At 72.0% G+C, this 25,803-nt stretch carries 22 protein-coding genes and 2 pseudogenes; 18 read left to right on the top strand and 6 right to left on the bottom strand.

Annotated features, from left to right (window positions below; genetic code table 11):
• Positions 1–40: 40 nt before the first annotated feature.
• The 4 genes from mftM to mdo form a co-directional block, all read right to left on the bottom strand.
• The gene (gene mftM / locus AXW62_RS19815) at positions 41–1,006 is read right to left on the bottom strand and encodes a mycofactocin oligosaccharide methyltransferase MftM (RefSeq protein ID WP_060945703.1); all 966 of its coding nucleotides are present in this window, start codon (positions 1,004–1,006) and stop codon (positions 41–43) included.
• Between the two features lie 34 nt (positions 1,007–1,040).
• Positions 1,041–2,570, bottom strand: coding sequence for a VWA domain-containing protein (locus AXW62_RS19810; RefSeq protein ID WP_060945702.1), 1,530 nt, complete (start codon positions 2,568–2,570; stop codon positions 1,041–1,043).
• Between the two features lie 20 nt (positions 2,571–2,590).
• Positions 2,591–3,808, bottom strand: coding sequence for an AAA family ATPase (locus tag AXW62_RS19805; RefSeq protein WP_060945701.1), 1,218 nt, complete (start codon positions 3,806–3,808; stop codon positions 2,591–2,593).
• A 115-nt stretch (positions 3,809–3,923) separates the two neighbouring features.
• Positions 3,924–5,216 (bottom strand): NDMA-dependent methanol dehydrogenase, encoded by a 1,293-nt coding sequence (gene mdo, locus AXW62_RS19800; protein ID WP_060945716.1) that lies wholly within the window; start codon positions 5,214–5,216, stop codon positions 3,924–3,926.
• A gap of 387 nt (positions 5,217–5,603) precedes the next feature.
• Here mdo and mftA point away from each other — a divergent pair, with 387 nt between their 5' ends.
• From mftA to AXW62_RS46935, 14 genes and pseudogenes are all read left to right on the top strand, one after another.
• Positions 5,604–5,744, top strand: a complete 141-nt coding sequence (gene mftA, locus AXW62_RS39895; RefSeq protein ID WP_063817619.1) for a mycofactocin precursor MftA — start codon at positions 5,604–5,606, stop codon at positions 5,742–5,744.
• Positions 5,745–5,753: 9 nt separating this feature from the next.
• Positions 5,754–6,020 (top strand): mycofactocin biosynthesis chaperone MftB, encoded by a 267-nt coding sequence (mftB, locus tag AXW62_RS19795; protein ID WP_060945715.1) that lies wholly within the window; start codon positions 5,754–5,756, stop codon positions 6,018–6,020.
• 24 nt (positions 6,021–6,044) lie between these two features.
• Complete coding sequence (gene mftC, locus AXW62_RS19790) at positions 6,045–7,286, top strand: mycofactocin radical SAM maturase (protein ID WP_060945700.1); 1,242 nt, start codon at positions 6,045–6,047, stop codon at positions 7,284–7,286.
• Positions 7,283–8,455, top strand: coding sequence for a pre-mycofactocin synthase MftD (gene mftD, locus AXW62_RS19785; RefSeq protein ID WP_060945699.1), 1,173 nt, complete (start codon positions 7,283–7,285; stop codon positions 8,453–8,455). Before mftC ends, mftD begins: the two co-directional genes overlap by 4 nt.
• Before the next feature lies 1 nt (position 8,456).
• A complete protein-coding gene (gene mftE / locus AXW62_RS19780) occupies positions 8,457–9,257 on the top strand; it encodes a mycofactocin biosynthesis peptidyl-dipeptidase MftE (RefSeq protein WP_060945698.1) in 801 nt (266 codons plus the stop codon).
• The gene (locus tag AXW62_RS19775; protein WP_060945697.1) at positions 9,254–10,039 is read left to right on the top strand and encodes a mycofactocin-coupled SDR family oxidoreductase; all 786 of its coding nucleotides are present in this window, start codon (positions 9,254–9,256) and stop codon (positions 10,037–10,039) included. Before mftE ends, AXW62_RS19775 begins: the two co-directional genes overlap by 4 nt.
• Complete coding sequence (gene mftF, locus AXW62_RS19770; protein WP_252368655.1) at positions 10,036–11,694, top strand: mycofactocin biosynthesis glycosyltransferase MftF; 1,659 nt, start codon at positions 10,036–10,038, stop codon at positions 11,692–11,694. Before AXW62_RS19775 ends, mftF begins: the two co-directional genes overlap by 4 nt.
• A gap of 68 nt (positions 11,695–11,762) precedes the next feature.
• The gene (gene acs, locus AXW62_RS19765) at positions 11,763–13,709 is read left to right on the top strand and encodes an acetate--CoA ligase (protein ID WP_060945696.1); all 1,947 of its coding nucleotides are present in this window, start codon (positions 11,763–11,765) and stop codon (positions 13,707–13,709) included.
• A 37-nt stretch (positions 13,710–13,746) separates the two neighbouring features.
• On the top strand, positions 13,747–14,427 hold the full coding sequence (locus tag AXW62_RS19760; protein WP_060945695.1) for an SDR family NAD(P)-dependent oxidoreductase: 681 nt from the start codon (positions 13,747–13,749) through the stop codon (positions 14,425–14,427).
• A 95-nt stretch (positions 14,428–14,522) separates the two neighbouring features.
• A complete protein-coding gene (locus AXW62_RS19755) occupies positions 14,523–15,083 on the top strand; it encodes an adenylate kinase (RefSeq protein ID WP_102885078.1) in 561 nt (186 codons plus the stop codon).
• Positions 15,084–15,232: 149 nt separating this feature from the next.
• Positions 15,233–15,721, top strand: coding sequence for a GNAT family N-acetyltransferase (locus AXW62_RS41155; protein ID WP_079115697.1), 489 nt, complete (start codon positions 15,233–15,235; stop codon positions 15,719–15,721).
• Between the two features lie 505 nt (positions 15,722–16,226).
• A complete protein-coding gene (locus AXW62_RS19745) occupies positions 16,227–16,430 on the top strand; it encodes a cold-shock protein (protein WP_014145516.1) in 204 nt (67 codons plus the stop codon).
• Between the two features lie 349 nt (positions 16,431–16,779).
• Entirely contained in the window at positions 16,780–18,276 is a 1,497-nt protein-coding gene (locus tag AXW62_RS19740; RefSeq protein ID WP_060945693.1) for a DEAD/DEAH box helicase, read from the top strand.
• A gap of 45 nt (positions 18,277–18,321) precedes the next feature.
• A pseudogene (locus AXW62_RS46935) lies at positions 18,322–18,534 on the top strand (CBS domain-containing protein); the annotation flags it as partial.
• 4 nt (positions 18,535–18,538) lie between these two features.
• Here the strand turns inward: AXW62_RS46935 and AXW62_RS45905 are convergent.
• Positions 18,539–18,628 (bottom strand): annotated as a pseudogene (locus AXW62_RS45905) (PAQR family membrane homeostasis protein TrhA); the annotation flags it as partial.
• A 428-nt stretch (positions 18,629–19,056) separates the two neighbouring features.
• On the opposite strand from AXW62_RS45905, the gene AXW62_RS19730 reads away from it, so the two are divergent.
• The 4 genes from AXW62_RS19730 to AXW62_RS19715 all read left to right on the top strand — a co-directional run bounded on the left by AXW62_RS19730 (position 19,057) and on the right by AXW62_RS19715 (position 23,856).
• Positions 19,057–20,742, top strand: a complete 1,686-nt coding sequence (locus AXW62_RS19730; RefSeq protein ID WP_060945692.1) for a ribonuclease J — start codon at positions 19,057–19,059, stop codon at positions 20,740–20,742.
• A gap of 259 nt (positions 20,743–21,001) precedes the next feature.
• On the top strand, positions 21,002–22,339 hold the full coding sequence (gene pcaDC / locus AXW62_RS19725) for a bifunctional 3-oxoadipate enol-lactonase/4-carboxymuconolactone decarboxylase PcaDC (RefSeq protein WP_060945691.1): 1,338 nt from the start codon (positions 21,002–21,004) through the stop codon (positions 22,337–22,339).
• Between the two features lie 37 nt (positions 22,340–22,376).
• Positions 22,377–23,024: an MBL fold metallo-hydrolase gene (locus AXW62_RS19720; RefSeq protein ID WP_060945713.1), complete on the top strand. Its 648-nt coding sequence runs from the start codon at positions 22,377–22,379 to the stop codon at positions 23,022–23,024.
• Positions 23,025–23,076: 52 nt separating this feature from the next.
• The gene (locus AXW62_RS19715; protein WP_060945690.1) at positions 23,077–23,856 is read left to right on the top strand and encodes an exodeoxyribonuclease III; all 780 of its coding nucleotides are present in this window, start codon (positions 23,077–23,079) and stop codon (positions 23,854–23,856) included.
• Positions 23,857–23,901: 45 nt separating this feature from the next.
• On the opposite strand, the gene AXW62_RS19710 is transcribed toward AXW62_RS19715, so the two are convergent.
• Positions 23,902–25,710 carry an SGNH/GDSL hydrolase family protein gene (locus tag AXW62_RS19710; protein ID WP_060945689.1) on the bottom strand — a complete coding sequence of 603 codons (1,809 nt, stop codon included), beginning with the start codon at positions 25,708–25,710 and terminating at the stop codon, positions 23,902–23,904.
• Between the last annotated feature and the right edge of the window lie 93 nt (positions 25,711–25,803).

Here is a 25,803-nt window from a genome sequence, read left to right as displayed (position 1 = left end):
CCGGGCCGGTCCCGGCCCCCTTGACCGGGCAGGGCCCGGGTCAGCTCACGTCGAGGACCAGCCAGCCGCCGTGGCAGGAGGCGACGGAGAAGCGGTGGCCGGTGCGGCGGCCCAGCGCCGCGAGCCGGCCGGGGTCGAAACACCGCACATGCCCGTACGCGGCCGTGGGCTCGTCCTCGTACGGCACGGCCACCACCACGCGCTGCCGGGCGAGGCGCAGGGCCTCCGTCACGAGGGCGTCGCCGTGTCGGGGCTCGAGGTGCTCCAGGACGTGGATGACGGTGACGACGTCCACCGAACCGTCCGGCAGGGGCACCCGCGCCGCGTCGCAGACCAGCGTGTCCAGGGGGAGACCCCGTGCGCGGGCCACGGTGTCCAGCAGCCGCATGGTGCCCTGTGCCAGGTCCGACGCGATCACCGAGTGCGGGCGCCTTTCCCGGGCTCGGTCCGGGCGGACCCCCGTCTCGCCCCGCTCGGCGAGCAGCAGGGGCAGGAAGCCGAAGCAGGAGCCCATGTCCAGGACCGTGCCCGGGACGATGAGGTCCAGCGTGTGGCGGTAGACGGGAGCGAACCCCGCGATCGACGAGTGACCGGCCGGCTTCGGAGTCCGCCAGCACTCCCGGATGCGGGCCAGTGTGTTGTCGTAGAACGTGGTCCAGGCGGGCAGCGCTCCGTCCACGCAGGAGCGCACGACCCCGGTGAAGACCCGCTCGAAGATGTCGTTGCCCGACAGCCAGCCGGGGGCGAACAACTCCTCGGCGAGCAGGCCGGCCAGGTCGTTGTCCAGCTGCTTGGGGCGCAGCGAGTGGCCCAGCTCGACGCGGCGGCCGCGGCGGCGCAGGGTGAAGTGTTCGGTGCGGACGATCGGCCGGGGTGTGGCGTCGCCGGTCCGGGGGCTGTCGCGGATCACTCGGACCAGATGGTCGGCGTACGCGCCGTTCGGGCACGGTGCCAAGGGGTCGATGCGGCGCGCGGCGATGGCGCTCCGGAGGCCGGTGACGCTCATGAAGACGCCCCCCGGCGCCTGCGCGGGTCCGTGTTCATCGTCCGGTCACCTCCGTGGCCATGCGGTGAGCGGTCCGCTCCAGACCTGCGAGGTCGGCGACGATCTGGACACGGTCGCAGTACTCGGCATAGCGCGGCAGGTCGCAGGCGCCCAGGCCCCAGGAGAACCGGGGTTCGGGGGTCAGCCAGATCGTCTCCCGCACCCTGCGGGTGATTTCCTCGAAGGCGGACAGCCCAGGGGGGGTGCCATTGCCGCGTCCGTCGCCCAGGACCAGCAGGGTGGTGCGGCGGCCCAAGGCGGGGGCGTGCTCCGCGAGCAACAGCTCGAACGTCCGGCCGTAGTCGGAGTTCGCGTCCACATCGAGCAGGCCGCCGGCCGGGAGGCCGTCGAAGACCAGGCCCAGCGCCCGTTCCAGGGGGTGCGCGCTGAACAGCTCGGTGATCTCGGTCGGTTCGTCGACGAAGGCGAAGGAACGGACCTGCCCGAACAGCGACTGCAGCCCGTGCGCCAGGTGCAGGGTGAAGCGGGCGGTGGCCCGCACCGACAGCGAGACGTCGGTCAGGATCACCAGGCGGGGCCGGTCCTCGGCCCGGGTGACGGTGACCGGCCGGAACGGTACGCCGTCGTAGCGCATGTTGCGGCGCATGGTGCGGCCCGCGTGGACGTGCCCGCGCGGGGTCTCGCGCCGGCGGCTGGTCGGGGCGCCGTGCAGGGAGCGGCCGATCCGGCGAAGGGCCTCCTCCAGTTGGGCGCGTTCGTCCTCGTCGACGGTTTCCGCGCGAGCGCGGGCGGCGATCTGCGCGGATTCCACTGCCACGGACCGGAGTCGGGCGAGGCGGTCCAGGTGGCGTTTCAGCAACTCGGGCAGGTTGTCCACGACGCCTGCCGACTGCTGCCGGACCGGCCCGCGTTCGGGTTCGTCGAACCGGTCGGAGCCGTGCGCGAGGCCCAGCAGGGCGTCCTGCTGGGCGACGGTCAGTGTGGTGTCGATCGGGCGTCCGGCCGCGACCGCCAGCTGCCCGGGGATACCGGCGCCGTGCAGCCGTTCGGTTTCCAGCTGGACGGACGGGGCGCCGGCGGCGCCGGTGCCGCCGTCCTCGGACAGCACGATCTCGTCGGTCATCGAGGCCAGGTCGAGCTTGTTGGCCTCCTGGTGGAGGTTGTACCGCTGGGCCAGGTCCTGCTGGTCGAACAGGTCGCGGATGTCGTCCGGCTCGCCGTGGCTGTGTCCCTGCTGCGGGGTCTCGGACGGCTCGTCGGAGACGGTGTACGACCGCAGGTCGCCGGTGTCCGCCAGGCCGTCGTGCTCGTGGCCGTGACCGTGTCCATCGGCCGCGTCGGTCACCGGACGCAGCGAGAAGAACGCGGCGAACAGCTCGTCGAACAGCTCGTCGTCGCGGCGGTCCTTCACCAGCGTCATGCGCAGGGCCTCACACAGCGTTTCGCGCCCGCCGAGCACCCCGGGCTGGGAGGCCGCGCGCATGGCGTCCATGGCCTCCGACACGGACACCCGCAGCCCGAACAGCCGCAGTACCCGGACGAATCGGTGCACACCGGTTTCCATTCCGCCTCCTGTGGTCCGTGTCAGACCGCGCGGCGGCGGGCCATGGCGGCGAAGGCGCGGGCACCCTGGCCGGCACCGGGTGCGGTGCGGCGCGTGGGGCCGGGGCCCGGCGCGCCGTAGTAGCCCTTGTCGTGACGGCCCTGCCGGTCCATGGCCGTCCTGAGCGCGCGCCCGTCCGCCTCGTGACGGTCGTCGTGGTGGTGACGGTCGTGGTGGTGACGGTCGTCGTGGTCGTGGTCGTCGTGGTGGTGGTGAGGGTGGCCGTGGCCGTCGTGGTGGTGCCCCGGCTCGGGAAGCGTGCGGTTGGGGTCGACGAGGCGTGGCAGGACGTCCAGGGCGCGGCCCAGGTCGCGCTCGTACTTGAGGACGACGTTGACGGTGTCGGCGAGCACCTCGGGACCGAGCTCCTCGACCCCCAGCACGGCCAGGGTGCGGGCCCAGTCGACCGTTTCGGAGATGCTGGGATTCTTGCGCAGCCGCAGCTCGCGCAGACCCCGCACCACCTCGACCAGATGGCGGGCGGTGGCTTCGGGCAGCCCGGTGTCCTTGGAGCGCAGGATCTCCAGCTCGCGCTCGGCATCGGGGTAGCCGAGGGAGAGATGCAGGCAGCGGCGCTTGAGCGCGGCGGACAGATCGCGGGAGTTGTTGGAGGTCAGGACGATGTACGGCGGAGTCTTCGCGGTGTACGTGCCGATCTCGGGGACCGATACCTGGTACTCGGCGAGGCACTCCAGGAGTACGGCCTCCAGCGCCTCGTCGGCCCGGTCGACCTCGTCGATCAGCAGCACCGAGGGCTCCTCGCCGCGGACCGCCTCCAGCAGCGGGCGCGGCGCGAGGAACCGGTCCGAGAAGAACACGCTGTCCTGCTCCTCGATCCTCCGGACGGCCGAGACCAGATCGGGGGCGCCGGCGGTCAGCTCGCCGATCTTGTCCCGCAGCATCTGCGTGTACAGCAGCTGCTTGCCGTAGTCCCACTCGTACAGGGCGCGGCTCTCGTCCTGGCCCTCGTAGCACTGCAGGCGCAGCAGCCTGCGTCCCGTGGTGGCGGCGAGTGTTTTGGCCAGCTCGGTCTTGCCGACGCCGGCCGGCCCCTCCAGCAGCACCGGCTTGTCGAGCCTGGTCAGCAGGAACACGGTCGTGGCGAGCCGGCGGTCGGCGATGTAGCCGTGGGCGGCGAAGCGTTCGGTGACGTCCTCGACCGAGGTGAACTCGGCGGGATGGGCGGGTGTGGCGGGCACGGGTCCTCCGTCGGGGCGAGGAGAGGCAGGGGGAGACGGGGAGGGGCGGCGGGGCGGGGGACGGTGAGGGTCGTCCGTCCCCCGCCCCGGTCCGGGAGCGCTCGACGGAAGCGGATCAGCCGAGCAGATCGTCCAGGTCGCCGTTCATGCAGTGCTCCACGACGGGCCGGACGGTGTCGAACGTGCACTCCTTGGCGTTGCCCGGGGTGCAGGCGTCACCGAGGACGTGGTGTGTGATGCGGTCGACGTCGGCGGCGTCGCCCTTGATCACGTCGGACTGCTGGTAGTACCTGGTCGGGCCCTGACCGAGCCGGTTCTTCGCGTACGAGTCCTGGTGGACATCGGTGAACTTCTCCGGGATACCGACGTCGCGCAGCAGCCGGATGCCCGCGGCCAGGGCCGCCTCGGCCGCCTGGACCTTCGTCATGCCGTGCGTGTCCACGCCCATCGCCTCGGCGATGTCCGCGAACCGCTCGTACCGCGCCGGCATGTTGAACGCCCACACCCGGGGCAGCGCGATGGCGTTGTTGAGCCCGTGGTGCGTGTCGTAGAACGCGCTGACCGCGTGCGAGATGGAATGGATGATGCCCAGGCCACCGGAGTTGAACGCCTGTGCCGCGATGTACTGCGCGTACATCATGCCCTCGCGCCCGGCCAGGTCCTGGCCGTTCCACACCGCCTGCCGCAGGTGGCGGGCCGTCAGCCGGACGGCGTGCAGGGCGTTGCCCAGCGACGGCTGGAAGTCGAGCCGGGAGACATAGGGCTCGGAGGCGTGCGCCAGCACGTCGAAACCGCACTGCGCGGTGTAGTCGAGCGGGCAGTCGTAGTACAGCGTCGGGTCGTCGATGGCGAGGGAGGCCACCGAGGCATCGTCGAAGGCGACGTACTTGTGGGGGTTGTCGGGATCGGTGGTGGTGTCGGTGACGACGTACGCCCACGATGTCTCCGAGCCCGTGCCCGCCGTCGTCGACACCGCGATATGCGGCGGGTTCTCGGGGTTCTCGGACTTGTTGAAGCCCTCGAAGTCGTTGACGGTGCGGCCGTCGTGGGCCACCGAGATGCGGGCGCCCTTGCACGCGTCGTGCGAGGAGCCGCCGCCGATGGAGACGAAGGAGTCGCACGTGTTCTCCTGGTACAGCGCCACGGCGTCCATGACGTTGTAGTCCTTGGGGTTGGACTCGACCTTGTCGTACACCACGACTTCCAGGCCGTGGTACTTCATCGACTCGACGATCTTGTGAACGGTGTCGCTGCCCCGCAGCCCCGTGGTCATCACCAGTGTGCGCCTGAACCCGAGTTTCCTGGCCTCGGGACCGATCAGCTCGTGGGCTCCCGGGCCCATCAGCGCCCGCGGGAAGGGGTGGGATTCCTTGATCGGGAACGGCTTGAGAAGTTCTTCGACCTGCATGATCGCGACTTTCCTCTCCGCGCGGTGGACCGCGCGTGCTGCGTCGGCTGCTCCGTCGCCGGCGGCCCAGATGTCCGGGTGGAGCACGGACGTGCCGAACCATTGCGGCGTTGCTCACCCTCCGCCGAACGCGCGGCGGCGCGATACCGGCCACTCGGACGGCGGCTGGGCGCGGAAGGAGGGGATGCGCCCTGCCCGATCGGCAGGGCGAGCGCCGCTGACCAGCGGCGGACGGGTCGTACCTGTCCGACCGGGCAGGGCGAGGAGGGCCGGAAGCAGGGCGAGACGCGGGGCCGCCCGGCCTAGCGTCGAGTGGTGTCCGGACCGGGTGCCGTGGTCCGGATTCCCTCCCTTGCCCTCATCGCCTTTTGCTCCAGGAGGAGTGCCATGCACGCAGTGCAGGACGAACCCCGTTCCGTCCACCGGGAAGCCGAGGCCGCCGAGGCCGTCGCCACCGCGGTGGACGATGTGGCCGAGGAGGTCCTCGTCGAGGAGGTCTCCATCGACGGCATGTGCGGCGTCTACTGAGTGGCCGTCATGCCCGCCCCACTCGACCCGGCCCGGCCCTACCGGCTCAGCCCTGGTGTGGCGTTGCGCCCCGAACCGTTCGGGGCGCTGGCCTACCACTTCGGCAACCGTCGGCTGTCGTTCCTCAAGGCACCCGAACTCGTCCACCTCGTCGTCGAGCTGGACCAGTACGCCAGCGTCCATCAGGCGCTGGCCGGAGTGTCCGAGCGACACCGGGACGCCTTCCGGCGCGCACTGGCCACGCTGGCCGCCGCCGACATGATCATCCCTCAGTGACTTCAGCGAAGCGGAGCCGCAGCCGTGACCGACACCCGCGAAGCCGCGCCCGTACCCGCCCTCGTCGAGCAGTTCAAGGGCGGGTTGCACGCCCCGATCTGCCTGACGTGGGAGTGGACGTACGCGTGCAACCTCTCCTGTGTGCACTGCCTGTCCTCCTCCGGACGGCGCGATCCGGCGGAGCTTTCGACGGACGAGATCAGGTCCGTGATCGACGAGTTGCAGCGTCTCCAGGTCTTCTACGTCAACGTCGGCGGCGGCGAGCCCACAGTCCGCCCCGACTTCTGGGAGCTGCTGGACTACGCGATCGCCCACCAGGTCGGGGTGAAGTTCTCCACCAACGGGCTGCGGCTGACCAGGGAGCGGGCGCGGCGGCTGGCCGCCACCGACTACGTCGACGTCCAGATCTCCCTCGACGGCGCCACCCGCGAGGTGAACGACGCGGTGCGCGGCCGGGGATCGTACGACATGGCGGTGCGGGCGATGGAGAACCTGGCCGCCGCGGGCCTGGCCGGCTTCAAGGTGTCGGTCGTGATGACCCGGCAGAACGTCGCGCAGCTGGATGACTTCGCGGCCCTGGCCGACCGCTACGGAGCACAGCTGCGCATCACGCGGCTCCGGCCCTCCGGCCGCGGCGCCGACGTCTGGGACGACCTGCACCCCACCGCCCATCAGCAGCGCGAGCTGTATGCCTGGCTCCTCGGCCACGGCGAGAAGGTGCTGACCGGTGACTCCTTCTTCCACCTCAACGCACTGGGATCGGATCCCCTGCCCGGCCTGAACCTGTGCGGAGCCGGGCGTGTGGTCTGCCTGATCGACCCGGTGGGTGACGTGTACGCCTGCCCGTTCGCCATCCACGACGCCTTCAAGGCGGGCAACGTGCGTACCCCGGGCGGTTTCGAGCGGGTGTGGCGCGACTCCGAGCTCTTCGCCGAGCTGCGCCGGCCCGCCTCCGGCGGTGCCTGCTCGGGCTGTTCGGCGTACGACGCCTGCCAGGGCGGCTGCATGGCCGCGAAGTTCTTCACCGGCCTGCCGCTGGACGGCCCGGACCCCGAATGCGTCAAGGGCCATGGCGTCACCGCGCTCGCGGCCACCGATCGTTCCGCGCCTCCGCCCCAGGGCAACGACCACTCGCACCGCACCGTGCCGCTGGGCATGCCCGCCGTCCGGACTCACCGCCCCGACCGCTTCTGCGACGTCAGTCCGCTGGCCGGCGCCGACCTGGGCGGTGCCCGCGCCGTACCCGACGAGAGAGGAACGTCATGAGCAAGTGGATCGAGACGGTCGCCGAGGCACAGCGGCTGGCGAGGAAGCGGCTGCCGAAGTCCGTCTACAGCGCGCTGCTCGCCGGCTCGGAGAAGGGCGTCTCCTATGACGACAACACCGCCGCCTTCGCCGAGCTGGGCTTCGCCCCGCACGTGGCCGGACTGTCGGCCAAGCGCGACCTGGCGACGACCGTCATGGGACAGCAGATCGCACTGCCGGTGATCATCTCCCCGACGGGCGTACAGGCCGTCCACCCGGACGGAGAGGTGGCCGTCGCCCGTGCCGCGGCGGCGCGCGGCACCGCGATCGGGCTCAGCTCCTTCGCCAGCAAGCCGCTGTCCGAGGTCGTGGCCGCCAATCCGCGGACGTTCTTCCAGATGTACTGGATGGGCTCCAAGGACGCGATGCGGCGGAGGGTCGACTACGCCCGCGAGGCCGGGGCCAAGGGGCTCATCGTCACCCTGGACTGGTCCTTCTCCTACGGACGCGACTGGGGCAGCCCGAAGATACCCGAGCGGCTGAACCTGAAGGCCATGGCGCAGTTCGCACCCGAGGCGCTGACTCGTCCACGCTGGCTGTGGGAATTCGCCAGGTCCCGCAGCCTTCCGGATCTGACCACCCCGAACCTCGCCGAGTCCGGCCACGACGCGCCCACGTTCTTCGGCGCGTACGGCGCGTGGATGCAGACTCCGCCACCCTCCTGGGACGATGTGCGCTGGCTGCGCGAGCAGTGGGACGGGCCGTTCCTCCTCAAGGGCGTCTGCCGGGTGGACGACGCCCGGCGCGCGGTCGACGCCGGGGTCACCGCGATCTCGGTGTCCAACCACGGCGGCAACAACCTCGACGCCACCCCGGCGCCGATCCGGGCCCTGCCCGCCATCGCGGACGCGGTCGGCGACCAGGTCGAACTGCTGCTGGACGGCGGTGTCCGGCGCGGCAGCGACGTGGTCAAGGCCCTGGCACTGGGCGCCAGGGCCGTGATGATCGGCCGCGCCTACCTGTGGGGCCTGGCGGCGGGCGGCCAGGCCGGCGTGGAGAACGTCCTCGACATCCTCAGCCGCGGCATCGACTCCGCCCTGCTCGGCCTCGGACGCTCCTCCGTCCACGAACCGACCCGGGACGACCTGGTGGTGCCGCCCGGGTTCACTCGCACCCTGGGCGCGGTCTGACATGGCGCCCCCTCCCGCCCCGGCAGCCAGGGCATGGCCGCGGCACCGGACGGCGGCCCGGCTCGCCGACCTGACCTGGCCGGACCTGGACGACCGTCGCCCCCTGGTGCTGCTGCCGCTCGGCTCCTGCGAACAGCACGGTCCGCATCTCCCGCTCGACACCGACACGGCGGTGGCCACCGCCGTCGCCGAGCGAGCCGCCACCCGGCTGCACGGCACCCTGGACGTGCTGGTCGCGCCCGCGCAGCCGTACGCGGCCAGCGGCGAGCACGAGGGGTTCCCCGGTACCGTGTCCATCGGGCACACCGCGCTGAGCCTGCTGGTCACGGAGATCGGCCGTTCGATACTGCGCTGGGCCGGACGCCTGCTCGTGGTCAACGGACATGGATCCAACCTGACCAGCCTCTCCACGGCGGTGGCCGGACTGCGCGCAGAGGAACGGGACGTGGCCTGGTGGCCGTGCGCCCCGAAGAACTCCGACGCCCACGCCGGCCGTACCGAGACCTCCCTGATGCTGCGGCTGCGGCACTCGGCCGTCCGCGGTGAGCGGGCCGTCGCGGGGCCCACCGACCCCGTCCATCTGCTGATGGACCGCCTCGTCGCCGAGTCCGTCCGCGGGGTCAGCCCGTCCGGTGTCCTGGGCGACCCGTCCGGAGCCCGCGCGAGCGAGGGCGAACGGCTCCTGGACCGCATGGCGGACCGCCTCGCCGAGGACATCCGTGCTTGGCGGGTCTCGGAGCGGGGCCGGCTCGGCCTGCCCGAACGGCGGCCGGTCATCGCCCCTGCGGGGGGTGGACGATGACCGGCCGCCGGGTCGCCCTGGTCACCGGCGCGGCCCGGGGCATAGGAGCCGCGACCGTACGGCGCCTGGCACGCACCGGCTGGGCGGTGGTCGCCATGGACCGCTGCGCCGACGATCCCGACGTGCCCTACCCGCTGGCCGGAACCGGCCAACTGGACGCCCTGGCAGCGGAGTTCCCCCTGGTGCGTACCGTCCGGGCGGACGTGAGGGACACGGCCGCGACCCGCGGCGCCGTGGAACTCGCCGAGGGCGAGTTCGGCGGGCTCGACGCCGCCGTGGCCGCGGCGGCGGTCATGCTCGGCGGCGGCCCGGTGTGGGAGCAGACCGACGCGCAGTGGCGGACGCTGCTCGACGTGGACGTGCTGGGGGTGGCCAACCTCGCCCGTGCCGCGGTGCCCGCCCTGCTGCGCCGGCCGCGGCCCCGCGGCGGCCGGTTCGTCGCCCTCGCCTCGGCCGCCGCGCACCGCGGGCTGTGGGGTCTGGGCGCCTACTGCGCCGCCAAGCACGCCGTGGTCGGTCTGGTCCGCGGCCTCGCCTGTGATCTTCGGGACACCGGCGTGAACGCGGTCGCCGTGTCGCCCGGTTCCACCCGCACGGACATGCTGCGGGCCACGGCCGACCTCTACGCGCTGCCCGAGGTCGACAAGCTCGCCGAGCAGCAGCTGTCCGGGCGCCCTCTGGAGCCGGAGGAGGTGGCCGCGGTGGTGGCCTGGGCGTGCTCGGCCGACTCCTTCGCCGTCACCGGTTCGGTACTCCACGCCGACGGGGGGTTCACCGCATGACAGGGTTCCCGGGGGACGCGGACACCTCCCGTTCCGGACGGCACATGAGGCTCTTCCGGCTCCTGCCGCAGGTGGGCGGCATCCTGTTCGGCGGGCCCGGGGGCACGTTCCGGTTCGCCGGGCACGCGGGCCCGCCACCGCGGCCCGCCCCGCTGCCGTCCCCGCCCCGGGACCGGCTCCCCGACGGGTTCGCGGTCGAACTCGCCGCCACCACCCACCGGTCCCGGGACGGTCACCTCATGCTCGGCGGCTCCCCTCCGCGGCTGCTGCGCCTCGGTGCCGCTGCCGTCCGGCTGCTGGAGGACGGCGGATTCGTGGTGACGGACGCCGCGAGCGCCGCGCTGGCCCGCCGGCTCCTGGACGCGGGCCTGGCCCACCCCCGCCCCCCGATGCCCCCGGTCCACGACACCACGGTCGCCATTCCGATCCGTGACCGGGCCGACCAGCTCGACGCACTGCTGACCGCGTTGCGCGCCGACCCGCCCACCTCCCCCCTGCCGGTCCTGGTGGTGGACGACGGCTCCCAGGACCCGGACGCCCTCGCCCGCGTGGCCCGGCGGCACGGCGCCCGGCTGCTCGCGCACCCGCGCAACCTCGGCCCGGCCGCCGCCCGCAACACCGCACTGCGCGAGGCGGAGACGGCGTACGTGGCGTTCTGCGACTCCGACGTCATCCCCGAACCCGGCTGGCTCGCCGGGCTGCTGGCGCACTTCGGCGACCCCGCGGTGGCTCTCGTCGCCCCCCGGATCGTCGCCCTGCCCCCTGCCGTCCCCCGGCCGCTGGACCGCTATGAGCAGGTCCGCTCGCCGCTGGACATGGGGTCGCGGGAGGGGCCGGTCGTACCGGTGTCGATGCTCTCCTACGTGCCGAGCGCGACCATCGTGGTCCGCCGGTCCGCCGTCGGCGCCGGGTTCGCCCCCGGGATGCGGGTGGGAGAGGACGTGGACCTGTGCATGCGGCTGCACGAGGCGGGCTGGCGACTGCGCTACGTCCCCTCGGTGCGCGTGGCCCACCGGCACCGCACCGACCTGCGCCGCTGGCTCGCCCAGCGGGCCGGATACGGCACCGGCGCGGCCGACCTGTCCCTGCGTCACCCCGGCCGGGTGCCGCCGCTGTACGCCGCCCCCTGGTCGCTCGCCGCCTGCGCCCTGCTCCTGCGCGGCAGGCCGGCCCCGGCGGTCACGGCGCTGGCCCTGACCGCGATGACCGCGGTGAAGGTGGCCCGGCGGATGCCGGACGCCGATCACCCCCAACGGGCCGGGGCCCTGCTGTCGCTGGCCGCGCTGCGGGGCACCGCCGAGCAGCTGCTGCGCTGCGCCACCCGGCACCACTGGCCGATCGCCGTGGCTGCCGCCGCCGTCAGTCGCCGTGCCCGCTACACCCTTGCGACGGCGGCCCTTGCCGAGGGGCTGGTCGACCACTACCGCTCCCGCACCCCACTCGATCCGCTCACCTACACGGCGATCCGCCGTCTGGACGACCTCGCCTACGGCTGGGGTGTGTGGCAGGGCGCGCTCCGCCGCCGTACCGCGGCACCGCTGCTGCCCCGCCTTGCCCTGCCCGTACGCGGTGGCGCCGCGAAGCGCCCCTGGGAGCCCCGCCCCCTCACGCCAACCTCGCACCAACCCGCCACGGCCACCGTGGAGACCTGGTGACGGGCGTGTCGTCCGGCTCGCCGAGAGCCGCCCGCCACCGACCACCCGCACCCGCAGGAGGAATCAGCATGACCCCGCGCTCCGATCTCCGCCCCGCGCCCGGCAGCCCGTTCGCGGGAGCGGAGGGGACGCCGTCCCGCCCATCCGAGCCGACGGCGGCCGACCGCCTGGCGTTCTGGGCGCGGGAGGCCGAACACCTGGACTGGGAGACCCCGTGGTCCCAGGTCCTGGACTGGACGGACGCGCCCTTCGCCCGCTGGTTCACCGGCGGGCGCCTGAACGTCGCCTACAACTGCGTCGACCGCCACGTCGAGGCCGGTCACGGCGATCAGGTCGCCTTCCACTGGGAGGGCGAGCCGGGTGACACCCGGACCATCACCTACGCGGACCTGAAGCGCGAGGTGTGCAGGACGGCCAACGCCCTGCTCTCGCTGGGGCTCTCGGCCGGCGACCGGGTCGCCATCCAGCTGCCGATGATCCCCGAGGCCGTGTTCGCCATGTTGGCCTGCGCCCGGCTCGGGCTGCCGCACAGCGTGGTCTTCGGCGGCTTCTCGCCGGCCGCCCTGCAGTCCCGCATCGAGGACGCCGAGGCCCGTCTCCTGATCACATCGGACGGCCAGTACCGCCGGGGCCGGGCCGAGCCCATGAAGGCGAACACCGACGAGGCGACCCGGCACACTCCGAGCGTCGAACACGTCCTGGTGGTCCGCCGCACCGGAATCGAGGTGCCCTGGACCGAGGGCCGCGACCTGTGGTGGCACGACCTGGTCGATGCCCGGCCGGACGAGCACAGGCCGGAGTCCTTCGACGCCGAGCACCCGCTGTTCATCCTCTACACCTCCGGTACGACCGGAAAACCGAAGGGCATCCTGCACACCTCCGGCGGCTACCTCACCCAGGTCGCGTACACCCACCGCACCGCCTTCGACCTCGCCCCGGACACCGACGTCTACTGGTGCACCGCCGACATCGGATGGATCACCGGTCACTCCTACATCGTCTACGGGCCGCTCGCCAACCGCGCCACCTCGGTGATGTACGAGGGCACGCCCAACACCCCGCACCAGGGACGGCACTTCGAGATCATCCAGCGGTTCGGGGTGTCGGTCTATTACACCGCTCCCACCCTCATCCGCACGTTCATGAAGTGGGGCGAGCACATCCCGGCCCGCTACGACCTGTCATCGATCCGTGTGCTCGGCAGCGTCGGTGAACCGATCAACCCGGAGGCGTGGCGCTGGTACCGCACGCACCTCGGCGCCGAGCGGGCGCCGGTCGTGGACACGTGGTGGCAGACCGAGACCGGCGCGGTCATGATCGCTCCCGTGCCGGGAGCCGCCCCCGCCAAGCCGGGCTCGGCGCAGCAACCGGTGCCGGGTATCTCGGCCAAGGTGGTCGACGACCAGGGCGATGAGGTCGGCCGGGGGGAGAGCGGCTACCTGGTGCTCGATCAGCCCTGGCCGTCCATGCTGCGCGGCATCTGGGGCGACGACGAGCGGTATCGCGAGACCTACTGGTCGCGCTTCGCCCATCTCGGCTACTACTTCGCCGGCGACGGCGCCCGCTACGACGAGGACGGCGACATCTGGCTGCTGGGGCGCGTGGACGATGTCATGAACGTCTCCGGGCACCGCATCTCCACCGCCGAGGTCGAGTCGGCACTCGTGTCCTGCCCCGCGGTCGCCGAGGCCGCGGTGGTGGGGGCGTCGGACACGACGACCGGGCAGGCCATCGTCGCCTTCGTGATCCTGCGTGGCGGCACGGCCGGTGCGGCGGAGGACGTGACCGCGGCCCTGCGCGAGCACGTGGCCCGGGAGATAGGCCCCATCGCCAAGCCCCGCCAGATCATGGTGGTCCCCGAACTGCCCAAGACCCGGTCCGGGAAGATCATGCGGCGGCTGCTGCGCGATGTCGCGGAGAGGCGTGAGGTCGGCGACGTCACGACGCTCGCCGACGCCTCGGTGATGGATCTCATCGACGCCGGGCTCGCCGGCAGCCTCCCGCGGGCCGACTGACCGCGGACCGTGGCACACGGAGGAAGGGGACGTGGATATGGAACGCAGTGGTCCGCTGTCCGGCCGGGCCGTGCTTCTCACCGGGGCGGACGGCCCCGGCGAAGCGGTGACCCGAGGGCTCCTCGCCCAGGGTGCCCGCGTCGCGGTGGCGGGCCCCACCGCCGGAGCCGGACTCCGGGTGCTCGCCCTGGGGTGCGACCCCGACGACCCGGTCGATCTCAGCCGGGCGGTCGACACGGTCGTCCGCCGGTTCGGCCGGCTCGACCACGTGGTGAACCTGATGGCCGTCCGGCCTTCGGCGCATCCGCTCATGGAACTGGACCCCCTGGCCCTGCGGGGCTCCCTGCAACACCACCTGGTCACCCCCCTGGCCTGGATCCAGCGGAGCTACTGGCGCTGGATGGCCGAGCACGGCGGAACAGTCGTCAACGTGGTGGCCGATGTGGTCCGGGAGGGGGCGCAGGGCGCGGCACTGGCCGCACTCACCGAGCTCACCGAGTGGCTGTCGGCCGAACTCGCGCCCCGCGTCGACGTCTGCTCCGTCGTACCCAGCCCACTGCTCGGCGCGGTCAGGTACCGCGCGATGCTCCCCGATGTGCTGACCGGCCTCCTGGCCCGGCCCGGGTGCTCCGGCGAAGCGGGGGCATGCCCGGACCTCGTGCACGGTCCGGTACTCGTCCTGACCGATCAGTCCGCAGGACCGCGCCGTGCCGCCTGACCCCCGGGCGGGGCCAACCGGCACGGCCCCCGTCCCTCGACGCAACTCATCACTCCGCCCCGCACACGGCAACGACTGGAAAGGCGTACCCCCTGATGCGACTCGTCCTCATCGGCCCTCCCGGGGCGGGCAAGGGCACTCAGGCCACCCTTCTCGGCGACCGGTTCGGCATCCCGCACATCTCCACCGGCGATCTGTTCAGGGAGCACGTGACCCGCGGGACGCGACTGGGGCAGGAGGCCCGGCGATACCTGGACGCGGGCGAGCTCGTGCCCGACCACGTCACCGGCGGCATGGTCCGCCGGCGCCTGGAGGAACCGGATGCCCGGCCTGGCTTCCTGCTCGACGGCTTCCCCCGCACCATCGAGCAGGCGCGGGCGCTCGCCACCATCCTGGCCCGTACCGGAGCGGACCTGGACGCCGTCCTGGAGCTGGACGCCCCCGAAGACGTCGTGGTGGAACGTCTGCGCGGCCGAGGCCGGTCCGACGACACCGAGGAGATCATCCGGCACCGCCAGCGGGTCTACCGCCGGCAGACGGCCGCTCTCCTCGCCCATTACGCGGACATCGTGGTGACCGTACGCGCCGTCGGGACCGTCGAGGAGGTCGCCGACAGGGCCCTGGCGGCTCTCGCGAAGCTGTCCGGAGCGGCGTGAGGCCGAGTTGCCCGACGCCGGCTTGCGACCCGGCCCCGCTCCGCCATGAGGGGTACCGAGCAGGGGCATCCCCGGGAGCGGTGCAGGAATCCTGCCTGAGCAACCGACCCGCCGCACGACGGCACGCCCCGGTGCGAAATACTCTCCCGATGAGTTCACGCACTTCCCCGACCGGCCAGCCGATCACGATACGGAGGGCCGTCGCGCGGGATGTCAAACGGCTCACGCGGCTCGTGCGTGGCTCAGGCGCCTACGAGGGTAAGTACGCAGCCGCAGTCGCGGGCTACCGGGTCGGTCCTGATTACATCGAGGCCCACCGCGCCTTTGTGGCCGTCGGCGCCGACGAGCATGGAGGCCGGGTCCTCGGGTTCTACTCGCTCGTCCTCGCTCCACCGGAGCTCGACCTGCTGTTCGTCGCTGACGAAGCGCAAGGACGGGGTATTGGACGGCTGCTCGTCGCGCACATGCAGTCCGAGGCCCGTGCCGCCGGGCTCGACCGTGTCAAGGTCGTGTCGCATCTTCCCGCCGAGGGCTTCTACCACCGCGCTGGTGCAGTGCGGACCGGGACCGCGTACGCGAACCCGCCCGCCGTGCCGTGGGACCGTCCCGAATTCGAGTTTCGCGTTACTTCGGAATGACGCGGTGTGCCGGTTCGCAGACTGCCCGAGGCCGCGTGCCTCGGGCAGCAGTAGACGCGCCCGCTCGGCACCGACCCGGAACAGGTTCCGCAGCGCGGACTGCCAAAAGAAACGTCCCAATGGGTCGTGCGTCGCGAAACCTCAGCGGCAGGGCCACAGCGGCCTCTACCCTTACGCTGGGCGCGCCCCCGAAGCTTCCCGAAACGTTGCGCTCCGGCTGGGGCAAAATCTGTTCCCGCGAGCTGAGGTTTCAACGGTACAGGCAGACAGATTCTCTACCGCATTAAGTGGGGTGGGATTCTTCACCCTACACAGGCCGCTTCGGCGTGCTACTGTCGATCTCAGTTGCAGTTGTGGTTCCCAAAACTTCAAGTGCTCTCCGGGCGGCGCCTGTGCCACTGGAAGCGCTTTTGTTATCCGGTCTTTTTCCGGCGGGGTGCTCATCGCGGCTACACGGGGTCCGTGCAGTGCGGATCCCGATGCACTGCCTCAAAGGAGAAATGATATGGCTGCTGGTACTGTGAAGTGGTTCAACGCGGAAAAGGGCTTCGGCTTCATCGAGCAGGACGGTGGCGGCGCTGATGTGTTCGCCCACTACTCGAACATTGCCGCCCAGGGCTTCCGTGAGCTGCTGGAAGGCCAGAAGGTGACCTTCGACATCGCGCAGGGCCAGAAGGGCCCGACGGCCGAGAACATCGTTCTCGCCTGACGCTGACTGTCGCGTAGTTGTAGCTGGGGCCCGCGTCCTTCGGGGTGCGGGCCCCAGCTACTCACATTTTTCCGCAGTGGTTTCGCCTGCGGACGACAACCAGGAAACCCGTAGGCTCACCGCATACGGGGCATCCTTCGGGGGTGCACGCATCCCTTTCGTAGCTTCATCGCGGCGGACGCCCGAACATTGCGTCCCGCTTTGCGCCACTCATTCCAGCTTCTGCGCCGCACGGATTTTTCGTCGGTCAGATTCGCTTTCGCATTCCACCGGCCCATTCTTGCAATTCTCTGTGCTGCTGATCGCTGCGGGAATTCCTTGATATGTGCCGCATCGAGGAAGGTTCCGCATGAACCGCACACGCACGAACGACCGCTTCACCCGCACCCGTAACGGCAGTGCCGAATCCGGAAGGGGTGGCAGCCGAGTCGGTTCGTCGGCCAGGAGCCGCTCCGCCGGGTCGAGCCGTTCCGGTGGTTACGGCCGCAGGCGCGCCGCGCTCCAGGGGGAGTTCGAGCTGCCCAGGACGATCACTCCCGCGCTCCCCGCCGTGGAGGGCTTCGCCGATCTCGACATGCCCGCGGCGCTGCTGGGCGCACTCAGTTCGCAAGGCGTGACCGTACCCTTCCCGATCCAGGCCGCGACCCTGCCGAATTCCCTCGCCGGCCGGGACGTACTGGGCCGTGGCCGCACCGGCTCCGGCAAGACCCTCGCCTTCGGGCTGGCGCTGCTGGCCCGTACGGCCGGGCAGCGCGCCGAGGCGAGGCAGCCGCTGGGGCTGATCCTCGTACCCACGCGTGAGCTGGCGCAGCAGGTCACAGACGCGCTCGCCCCGTACGCCCGCTCCGTGAGGCTGCGGCTGGCCACGGTGGTGGGCGGAATGCCGATCGGCCGACAGGCGAGCGCGCTGCGCGCTGGCGCCGAGATCGTCGTCGCCACGCCGGGACGCCTCAAAGACCTCATCGACCGTGGCGACTGCCGACTGAACCAGGTTTCCATCACTGTCCTCGACGAGGCCGACCAGATGGCCGACATGGGCTTCATGCCGCAGGTCACCGCCCTCCTCGACCAGGTCCGCCCCGAAGGCCAGCGCATGCTGTTCTCCGCCACTCTCGACCGCAACGTCGACCTGCTCGTGCGCCGCTACCTCAGCGATCCCGTCGTGCACTCCGTCGACCCCTCGGCCGGCGCGGTCACGACGATGGAGCACCACGTGCTCCACATTCACGGTGCCGACAAGCACACGGCAACCACCCAGATCGCCGCACGCGACGGCCGCGTGATCATGTTCCTCGACACCAAGCACGCCGTCGACGGCCTCACCGAACACCTCCTGAACAGCGGGGTACGGGCCGCCGCCCTGCACGGCGGGAAGTCACAGCCACAGCGCACCCGCACGCTGGCACAGTTCAAGACCGGACACGTCAACGTGCTGGTAGCGACCAACGTCGCGGCGCGCGGCATCCACGTCGACAACCTCGACCTCGTCGTCAACGTCGACCCGCCGACCGACCACAAGGACTACCTCCACCGCGGCGGCCGTACCGCCCGCGCAGGAGAGTCCGGCAGCGTCGTCACCCTGGTCACCCCCAACCAGCGCCGCGGCATGACCCGCCTCATGGCAGCGGCCGGCATCGTCCCGCAGACCACCCAGGTCCGCGTCGGCGAAGAGGCCCTGCACCGCATCACCGGCGCCCAGGCCCCCTCTGGCATCCCGGTCGTCATCACCGCACCGGTGGTCGAACGCCCCAAGAAGCGCGGCGCCACGTCACGTGGCCGACGCCGCCCCGTCTCGGCGGCCCGCCGCGCGCTCGTACGGCAGTCCACCGCCGGTGCGGCGGCATAGAACCTTCGTGTCAGGAAGCCCGCCCAACTTCGCAGGAGGCACCCTTTGACGCTGGACCAGACGCCGTTCCGCTCAACACGTACCAACGCCGTGCAGACGACGGCCGATCCCGCGGACGCGGCCGGACCGCAGGTCTGGGAGGACATGACCGTGGAGGTGGCACTGTCCGTGATGGCCGCCGCCCGTACAGGTCAGGTGGTCGTCCGCGACGAGGACGGTATGTGCACCGGCCTGGTCACCCGGGACCGGCTCACGGCTCGCTGAGCCGTCTCGAGACGGCCTCGCCCATCGGCCCCCAGGTACCCAGGTGGTAGACGGCGCTCGTCCCGAACAGCAGCCAGGCACTCGCCGAGTCCGACCACCTCCCTGACCTCAAAACACAGGTCATCGGCGAACTTTGGCTCCGGGACCTGGAACTCACCGCCTGGCGCGTCCTTCATGCGGAGCACAAGTCGCCCGATGCGGCCGGACGTAACGCCTTCATCGAAGCATGGACGAGTGTCTGACCCCGGCCGAGCCGGCTGGCACTGCTGTACACCGAGCGGCCCAGCGGCGAGGCGCACCAGGAGGCCGCGGAGGCCGGCCACCACGACAGGGGCACGAGATCTTCGCCGGCACCACCGGGCTCACGGCTGACCCACCGAAGGCGGTCCGGCCTTGACCCCTCCCTGCCCGGCCGCCGGCGTCATCGGATCGTCGCCGGACACCCGTTGTGGTGCCCCGACCCTGTCGGGAGGAGGGTAATGGATCACCCTCCCGCTCTCCGGGTACCGTCAGGGTATGAGTCATCCGCACCCCGAGCTGAAAGCCGCACCACCCCTTCCCGAAGGAGGGCTGCGGGTCATCGCCCTGGGCGGCCTGGGTGAGATCGGCCGCAACATGACCGTCTTCGAGCACGCGGGCAAGCTGCTCATCGTCGACTGCGGCGTACTGTTCCCCGAGGAGACCCAGCCCGGCGTGGACGTGATCCTGCCGGACTTCACCTCGATCCGGGACCGGCTGGACGACATCGTGGCCGTGGTACTCACCCACGGCCACGAGGACCACATCGGCGGCGTGCCCTACCTGCTGCGCGAGCGGTCCGACATCCCCGTCGTCGGCTCCAAGCTGACGCTGGCGTTCCTGGAGGCCAAGCTCAAGGAACACGGCATCCGGCCGCGCACGGTGCGGGTGCGGGAGGGCGACCGGCGTGGCTTCGGGCCCTTCGACTGCGAGTTCGTAGCGGTCAACCACTCCATCCCCGACAGCCTCGCGGTCGCGATCCGCACCCGGGCCGGGATGGTGCTGCACACCGGCGACTTCAAGATGGACCAGTTCCCTCTCGACGACCGCATCACCGATCTGCGCGCCTTCGCCCGCCTCGGCGAGGAGGGCGTGGACCTGTTCCTCACCGACTCCACCAACGCCGAAGTACCCGGCTTCACCACCTCCGAGCGAGAGCTGAACCCGGCGATCGAGCAGGTGATGCGCACCGCGCCGCGCCGGGTCATCGTCTCCAGCTTCGCCAGCCACGTGCACCGCATCCAGCAGGTCCTGGACGCCGCCCACCAGCACGGCCGCAAGGTCGCCTTCGTCGGCCGGTCGATGGTCCGCAACATGGGCATCGCCCGTGACCTGGGCTATCTGAAGGTCCCCTCCGGGCTGGTCGTGAGCACGAAGGAGCTGGAGAAGCTTCCGGACCACAAGATCACTCTGGTGTGCACCGGCTCCCAGGGCGAACCGATGGCCGCGCTGTCACGGATGGCCAACCGCGACCACCTGATCCGCATCGGCAAGGGCGACACCGTCCTGCTCGCCAGCTCCCTCATCCCCGGCAACGAGAACGCCATCTACCGGGTGATCAACGGACTGACCCGGTGGGGCGCCCACGTGGTCCACAAGGGCAACGCCAAGGTGCACGTCTCCGGGCACGCCAGCGCCGGCGAACTCGTCTACTGCTACAACATCGTCAAGCCCCGCAGCGTCATGCCGGTGCACGGCGAGTGGCGCCATCTGCGGGCCAACGGCGACCTCGCCATCCGTACCGGTGTCGACCCCGACCGGGTCGTCATCGCCGAGGACGGCGTCGTCGTCGACCTGGTCGACGGGCGCGCGTCCATCACCGGCAAGGTCCCCGCCGGCAACGTCTACGTGGACGGCATGGAAGTCGGCGGCGCCACCGAAGCCTCCCTCAAGGACCGCCTCACCCTCGCCGCCGAAGGCGTGGTGACGGTGGTGGCGATCGTCGACGCGGACACCGGCGCCCTCGCCGAGGCCCCCGACTTCCTGGCCCGGGGCTTCGTCCACGACGACGCCACCTTCGAGCCGGTCATCCCCGTCATCGAGAAGACCCTGGCCGCCGCGGCCGAGGAAGGCGTCGGGGACGCGCGCCAACTCGAACAGCTCCTCGCCCGGGCCGTCGCCAACTGGGCGTTCCGCACCCACCGCCGCAAGCCCCTCATCATCCCCGTCATCATCGACGCCTGAACCACACCCGGGCAGGCGTCCGGGGGCGGACGCCGATGTGCACGAGGTGAAACTGGCGAGCGCTGCGCCGGGCATCCCGCAGCGCCTCCGATGTGAATCGGTTCGACCGGGCCGACCGCCGTCAGCGCGGCAGGTCGGACCCGCTTGATGCCGAGAACGCAGCCCGGGCGGTGCTGAGCGGGCGGGCGCGCGCCCAGGCCACGGCGGGCGATGGGCCTGCGTTATAGGGGCAGTCGTGAGACGTGAGAGGGTCTGAGACGTGAGTGAGAAACCGTCGAACACCCTGCAATACTGCTTTGACGGGCCAGAAGAGGCTCCCGTCCTGATCTTGGGTCCCTCCCTGGGCACCACCTGGCACATGTGGGACCGCCAGATACCCGAGCTGTCCCGCCACTGGCGCGTCCTCCGCTTCGACCTCCCCGGCCACGGCGGCGCGCCCGCCCATCCGGCGTCCTCCGTGGCCGACCTCGCCGACCGGCTGCTGGCCACCCTCGACCAGCTCGGCATCGAGCGCTTCGGCTACGCGGGCTGCTCGATCGGCGGGGCCGTCGGCGCCGAACTGGCCCTCCGGCACCCGCACAGAGTGGGCTCGCTCGCCCTCGTCTCCTCCTCCCCGCGCTTCGGCACCGCCGACTCCTTCCGGCAGCGCGGCGTCGTGGTCCGCACCAACGGCCTCGACCCGATCGCCCGCGCCACCCCCGAGCGCTGGTTCACCCCCGCCTTCGCCGCCGCCCAGCCCGCCATCGTCGACTGGGCCGTCCAGATGGTCCGCACCACCGACCCCGGCTGCTACATCGCCGCCTGCGAGGCGCTCGCCGCCTTCGACATCCGCCCCGAGCTCGGCCGGATCGGCGTCCCCACCCTCGTGGTGGCCGGTGCCGACGACCAGGTCACCCCGGCCGCCGACGCCCGCGTCCTGGTCGCCGGCATCGCCGACGCACGGCTCGCGCTCGTCCCCGGCGCCTCCCATATGGCCCCCGTCGAGCAGCCGATGGCCGTCACCGATCTGCTGGTGCGCCACTTCTCCAGCTCCTGGCAGTCCTCCGACCAGCCGACCGGGATGACCCCGAGCGGGATGACCCTGACCGGAATGACCTCGACCGGGGCGACCGCGGCCCCCGTGCCCCCGCTCAGACCCGTGGGCGCCACCCCAGCGTCCGGCTCCGAGGCCGCCGGGTTCGCCGAGAGCGTGCCCGAGCCGTTGCTGGACGCCCGCGCCGACGCCTACGACCAGGGCATCAAGGTGCGCCGCGAGGTGCTCGGCGACGCCCATGTGGACCACGCGCAGTCCCTGGCCGACGAGTTCACCGGCGACTTCCAGGACTTCCTCACCCGCTACGCCTGGGGCGAGGTGTGGACCCGGCCCGGTATCGACCGGCGCACCCGCAGCGTCGTCACCCTCACCGCCCTCGCCGCCCGCGGCCACCTCGACGAACTCGCCTCCCACACCCGGGCCGCGCTGCGCAACGGACTGACCCCCACCGAGATCAAGGAGGTGCTGCTGCACACCGGCGTCTACTGCGGGGTGGCGGCGGCGAACTCCGCCTTCGCCGTGGCCCAGCGGATCATCCGCGAGGAGACCAGCCCGGAGGGGTAGTGCGGTCGCCGGGGGTCGCGGTAGCACAATGATCTCCATGGAACTCACCAAGAAGGGCCACGCCTGCGTCCGGATCGAGAAGGACGGGCAGACGCTCGTCATCGACCCGGGGACCTTCAGCGAAGCGGACGCCGCGGTCGGCGCGGACGCGATCCTGGTCACCCATGAGCACTTCGACCACTTCAACGAGGAGCGGCTGCGCACGGCGCTCGACGCGAACCCCGCCGCCCACATCTGGACCCTCTCCAGCGTCTCCGGCCAGATCTCGGCGGCGTTCCCCGGGCGGGTGCACACCATCGGGGAGGGCGACACCTTCACCGCGGCGGGGTTCGAGATCGAGGTGCACGGCCAGCTGCACGCCGTCATCCACCCCGACATCCCGCGGATCACCAACGTCGGCTATCTGGTGGACGGCGCCGTCTTCCACCCCGGTGACGCGTTCACCGTGCCCGCCGGACGGCGGGTGGACACGCTGCTGCTGCCGGTGCACGCCCCCTGGAACAAGTTCGCCGAGGTCCTCGACTACGTCCGCGCGGTCGCCCCGCGCCGGGCCGTCGACGTCCACGACGCCCTGCTGTCGGACCTGGCGCACACGGTCTACGGCCGGATGCTCGGACCCGACGGCCCCGGTACGGCCGGCGGCGAGCACCTGCGGCTGACCCCGGGGGAGTCCCTCACCCTGTAGGGCCGGTGCGGGCCCGGACCGGCTGTCACCGCCGGGATGTAGGTTGTCCCTCATGCGCATCGCGACCTGGAACGTCAATTCGATCACCGCCCGGCTGCCCCGGCTGCTCGCCTGGCTGGAGAGCAGCGGTACGGACGTCCTGTGCGTCCAGGAGACCAAGTGCGCCGAGTCCGCCTTCCCGTACGAGCCGCTGCGCGAGCTGGGCTACGAGGCCGCGGTCAACGCCACCGGCCGGTGGAACGGGGTGGCGCTGCTCTCCCGGGCCGGCCTCACGGACGTCACCGTCGGCCTCCCCGGCGGCCCGGACTACGACGGCGGCCAGGAGCCGCGGGCGATAGGCGCCACCTGCGGTCCGGTCCGCCTCTGGTCGGTGTACGTGCCCAACGGCCGGGAGATCGGCCACCCCCACTACACGTACAAGCTGCGCTGGCTGGAGGCGCTGCGCACCGCCGTCGCCGACGACGCGGCCGGTGAGCGCCCCTTCGCGGTCCTCGGCGACTTCAACGTGGCGCCGACCGACGAGGACGTCTGGGACCGCGCCCGTTTCGAGGGGCTGACGCATGTGACGGACCTGGAGCGCGACGCCCTGGCGGCGCTGCGGAAGGCGGGGCTGTCGGACGTGGTGCCGCGGCCGCTGAAGTACGACCGCCCGTTCACCTACTGGGACTACCGCGAGCTGTGCTTCCCCAAGAACCGCGGTATGCGCATCGACCTGGTCTACGGCAACGAGGGGTTCGCCAAGGCCGTGGGCGACGCGTACGTGGACCGCGAGGAGCGCAAGGGCAAGGGCGCGTCCGACCACGCCCCGGTCGTCGTCGACCTGGAGGTGTGACGCCCGCGGCGGCGCGTCCTCACCCGGGGGAGCCCCCGGCTCCCCCTACCCGACCAGCTTCCGCAGCTCGATCGACTCCGCCAGCGCCGCCAGCCCCGCGTCCCCCGGATGAAGATGGTCCCCGCTGTCGTAGGCGGGCAGGATCCGCGCCGCGTGCCCGGGGTCCCGGACCACCGCGTCGAAGTCCAGCACGGCGTCGAACACCCCGCCGCTGTCCCGGATGAAGGCGTTGACGGCCGAGCGCCGCGCGTCCGCGTCCGCCGTGCACAGCGACTCGCCCTCGCACGGGGCGATCGTCGCGCCGACCACCCGCAGCCCGCGCTCCCGCGCCCGCGCCGCGAGGGACCGCAGCCCCGCGATCACCTCCTCGGCCGGGCTGCCCCACCGCAGATCGTTGACGCCCTGGAAGACGACGACCGTACGGGCCCCGGTCTGGGCCAGGACGTCCCGCTCCAGCCGGTGCTGGGCGCTCACCCCGCCGGTGTCCGTGCTGACGCCCTCGCCCGGATAGCGGTCGGCGACCACGCGGTTGGCGGAGATGCCCGCGTTGAGCACGCCGTACGCCGGGACCTCCCGCTGGCCGCGCAGCCGCCGGGAGAGCACATCGGGCCAGCGGCGGTTGGCGTCCTGGGTGGACTTGGTGCCGTCGGTGATCGAGTCGCCGAGCGCCACCACCGAACCCGGCCCGCCCCGCACATCCACCCCGGTCAGGAACGGCCAGGTGGTGAGGGTGCCGGTGAAGGACCCGGCCCCCGGCTCCCCGGTCCGGTCACCGCTGCCGGCCGCGCTCAGATACGACCGCTGGGTGGCCTGGCTGTGCACCGGCACCGCCTCCACCGCTCCCGGCAGGTGCATGCTCACCAGCAGATTGGCGTCCGCCGGAACCGGGAAGTCCACCGGATCGCTGAACACCTGCGCGCCCGCGGGGATCGAGGTCCCCGGCCGCCCGCCGAAGGCCAGCGGCACCGGCGCGCCGCGCGCCGCCGCCCCGCTCGCCTGGAGCGCGACACTCGCCCCGCCGATCTCCACGGGCGTCGCCGCGAAGGTGTTCGCCAGCCGCACCCGGACCCGCGGCCCGCCCGCGCTGGTGTGCACCACCAGTCGCAGCGTCTGATCGGTCCACGGCCCGACCTTGGTGTATCCGGCGGTGCTCGCCGCCCAGCTCCCGGTCCAGCCGTACCCGGGCCGCCGCGGCGATACGGCGAAGACATGGAGGTCGGCGGCCGGGCCCGGGTCCTTCGGCAGCACCACCGACGCGATCTCCCGGCCGCGCTCCACCGGCACCGTCACCGCGTACAGCCGGGCCGTCTCCCGCCGCTGTCCGGCGGGGGTGTTGAGGTGGGGGAGGGCGACGGCCCGGGTGGCGGCGGGGCCCGCCCGCCAGTCCGGCGCGCTCAGGGCGTACGGAGTGCTCGACCCGTCCCGGTAGCGCACCGTCCCGACCCCGCTCGCCCCGGCGCCGGGGCCGCCCGGTGAACTGCCCGCCACCAGGAAGGTCAGCGCCCCGGCCCGCCCGCGCAGCCGCACGGCCTGCCCGTCGGCGAGCACGTTGTCGGGCCGTGACCCCGCGCTCCTCGGCCAGGTCAGCCGCGCCGCGTCCAGGGCGATGTCCCGCCCCGGAGTCCAGCCGGCGGCCCGCAGGTCCCGCACCGAGAGCGAGGCGCCCGCACCGTCGAAGTCGGCGTCACCCGGCCGGGTGTCGTCGCTGACCGCCCGGTTGTCGAAAAGCCGCTCCAGGGGGAGCGGCTGGTGGGTCGGCGTGACGGCCGGTGCGGGGACGGCGGGGGCCAGGAGTGCGAGACCGACACCTCCCGCGACGATCCCGGCCGCTGTCCACGGTCTCGCGACGCGCATACGCGTTGTCCCCTCTCGCAACCAACCCGACCGCTGATCCGACAGGTGCGGGAAGAACGTACGGAGGCGGGTGGGTGGCGTCAAGACGAGCAT

The organism is Streptomyces hygroscopicus subsp. hygroscopicus, from assembly GCF_001553455.1.
Lineage (GTDB): Bacteria > Actinomycetota > Actinomycetes > Streptomycetales > Streptomycetaceae > Streptomyces > Streptomyces hygroscopicus.
Note: the sequence above shows the minus strand (reverse complement) of the source record. Positions and strands in the feature narration are given on the sequence as shown.

Bases quoted from the DNA above. Each gene is read 5' to 3' on its own strand.
- AXW62_RS19710 (WP_060945689.1), bottom strand. From the start codon at position 25,710: ATGCGCGTCGCGAGACCGTGGACAGCGGCCGGGATCGTCGCGGGAGGT.
- mftF (WP_252368655.1), top strand. From the start codon at position 10,036: ATGACAGGGTTCCCGGGGGACGCGGACACCTCCCGTTCCGGACGGCAC.
- mftB (WP_060945715.1), top strand. From the start codon at position 5,754: ATGCCCGCCCCACTCGACCCGGCCCGGCCCTACCGGCTCAGCCCTGGT.
- AXW62_RS19730 (WP_060945692.1), top strand. From the start codon at position 19,057: ATGAGTCATCCGCACCCCGAGCTGAAAGCCGCACCACCCCTTCCCGAA.
- AXW62_RS19740 (WP_060945693.1), top strand. From the start codon at position 16,780: ATGAACCGCACACGCACGAACGACCGCTTCACCCGCACCCGTAACGGC.
- mftE (WP_060945698.1), top strand. From the start codon at position 8,457: ATGGCGCCCCCTCCCGCCCCGGCAGCCAGGGCATGGCCGCGGCACCGG.
- mftA (WP_063817619.1), top strand. From the start codon at position 5,604: ATGCACGCAGTGCAGGACGAACCCCGTTCCGTCCACCGGGAAGCCGAG.
- AXW62_RS19755 (WP_102885078.1), top strand. From the start codon at position 14,523: ATGCGACTCGTCCTCATCGGCCCTCCCGGGGCGGGCAAGGGCACTCAG.
- AXW62_RS19720 (WP_060945713.1), top strand. From the start codon at position 22,377: ATGGAACTCACCAAGAAGGGCCACGCCTGCGTCCGGATCGAGAAGGAC.
- mftD (WP_060945699.1), top strand. From the start codon at position 7,283: ATGAGCAAGTGGATCGAGACGGTCGCCGAGGCACAGCGGCTGGCGAGG.
- AXW62_RS19715 (WP_060945690.1), top strand. From the start codon at position 23,077: ATGCGCATCGCGACCTGGAACGTCAATTCGATCACCGCCCGGCTGCCC.
- mdo (WP_060945716.1), bottom strand. From the start codon at position 5,216: ATGCAGGTCGAAGAACTTCTCAAGCCGTTCCCGATCAAGGAATCCCAC.
- acs (WP_060945696.1), top strand. From the start codon at position 11,763: ATGACCCCGCGCTCCGATCTCCGCCCCGCGCCCGGCAGCCCGTTCGCG.
- AXW62_RS41155 (WP_079115697.1), top strand. From the start codon at position 15,233: ATGAGTTCACGCACTTCCCCGACCGGCCAGCCGATCACGATACGGAGG.
- AXW62_RS19760 (WP_060945695.1), top strand. From the start codon at position 13,747: ATGGAACGCAGTGGTCCGCTGTCCGGCCGGGCCGTGCTTCTCACCGGG.
- mftM (WP_060945703.1), bottom strand. From the start codon at position 1,006: ATGAGCGTCACCGGCCTCCGGAGCGCCATCGCCGCGCGCCGCATCGAC.
- AXW62_RS19745 (WP_014145516.1), top strand. From the start codon at position 16,227: ATGGCTGCTGGTACTGTGAAGTGGTTCAACGCGGAAAAGGGCTTCGGC.
- AXW62_RS19810 (WP_060945702.1), bottom strand. From the start codon at position 2,570: ATGGAAACCGGTGTGCACCGATTCGTCCGGGTACTGCGGCTGTTCGGG.
- AXW62_RS19775 (WP_060945697.1), top strand. From the start codon at position 9,254: ATGACCGGCCGCCGGGTCGCCCTGGTCACCGGCGCGGCCCGGGGCATA.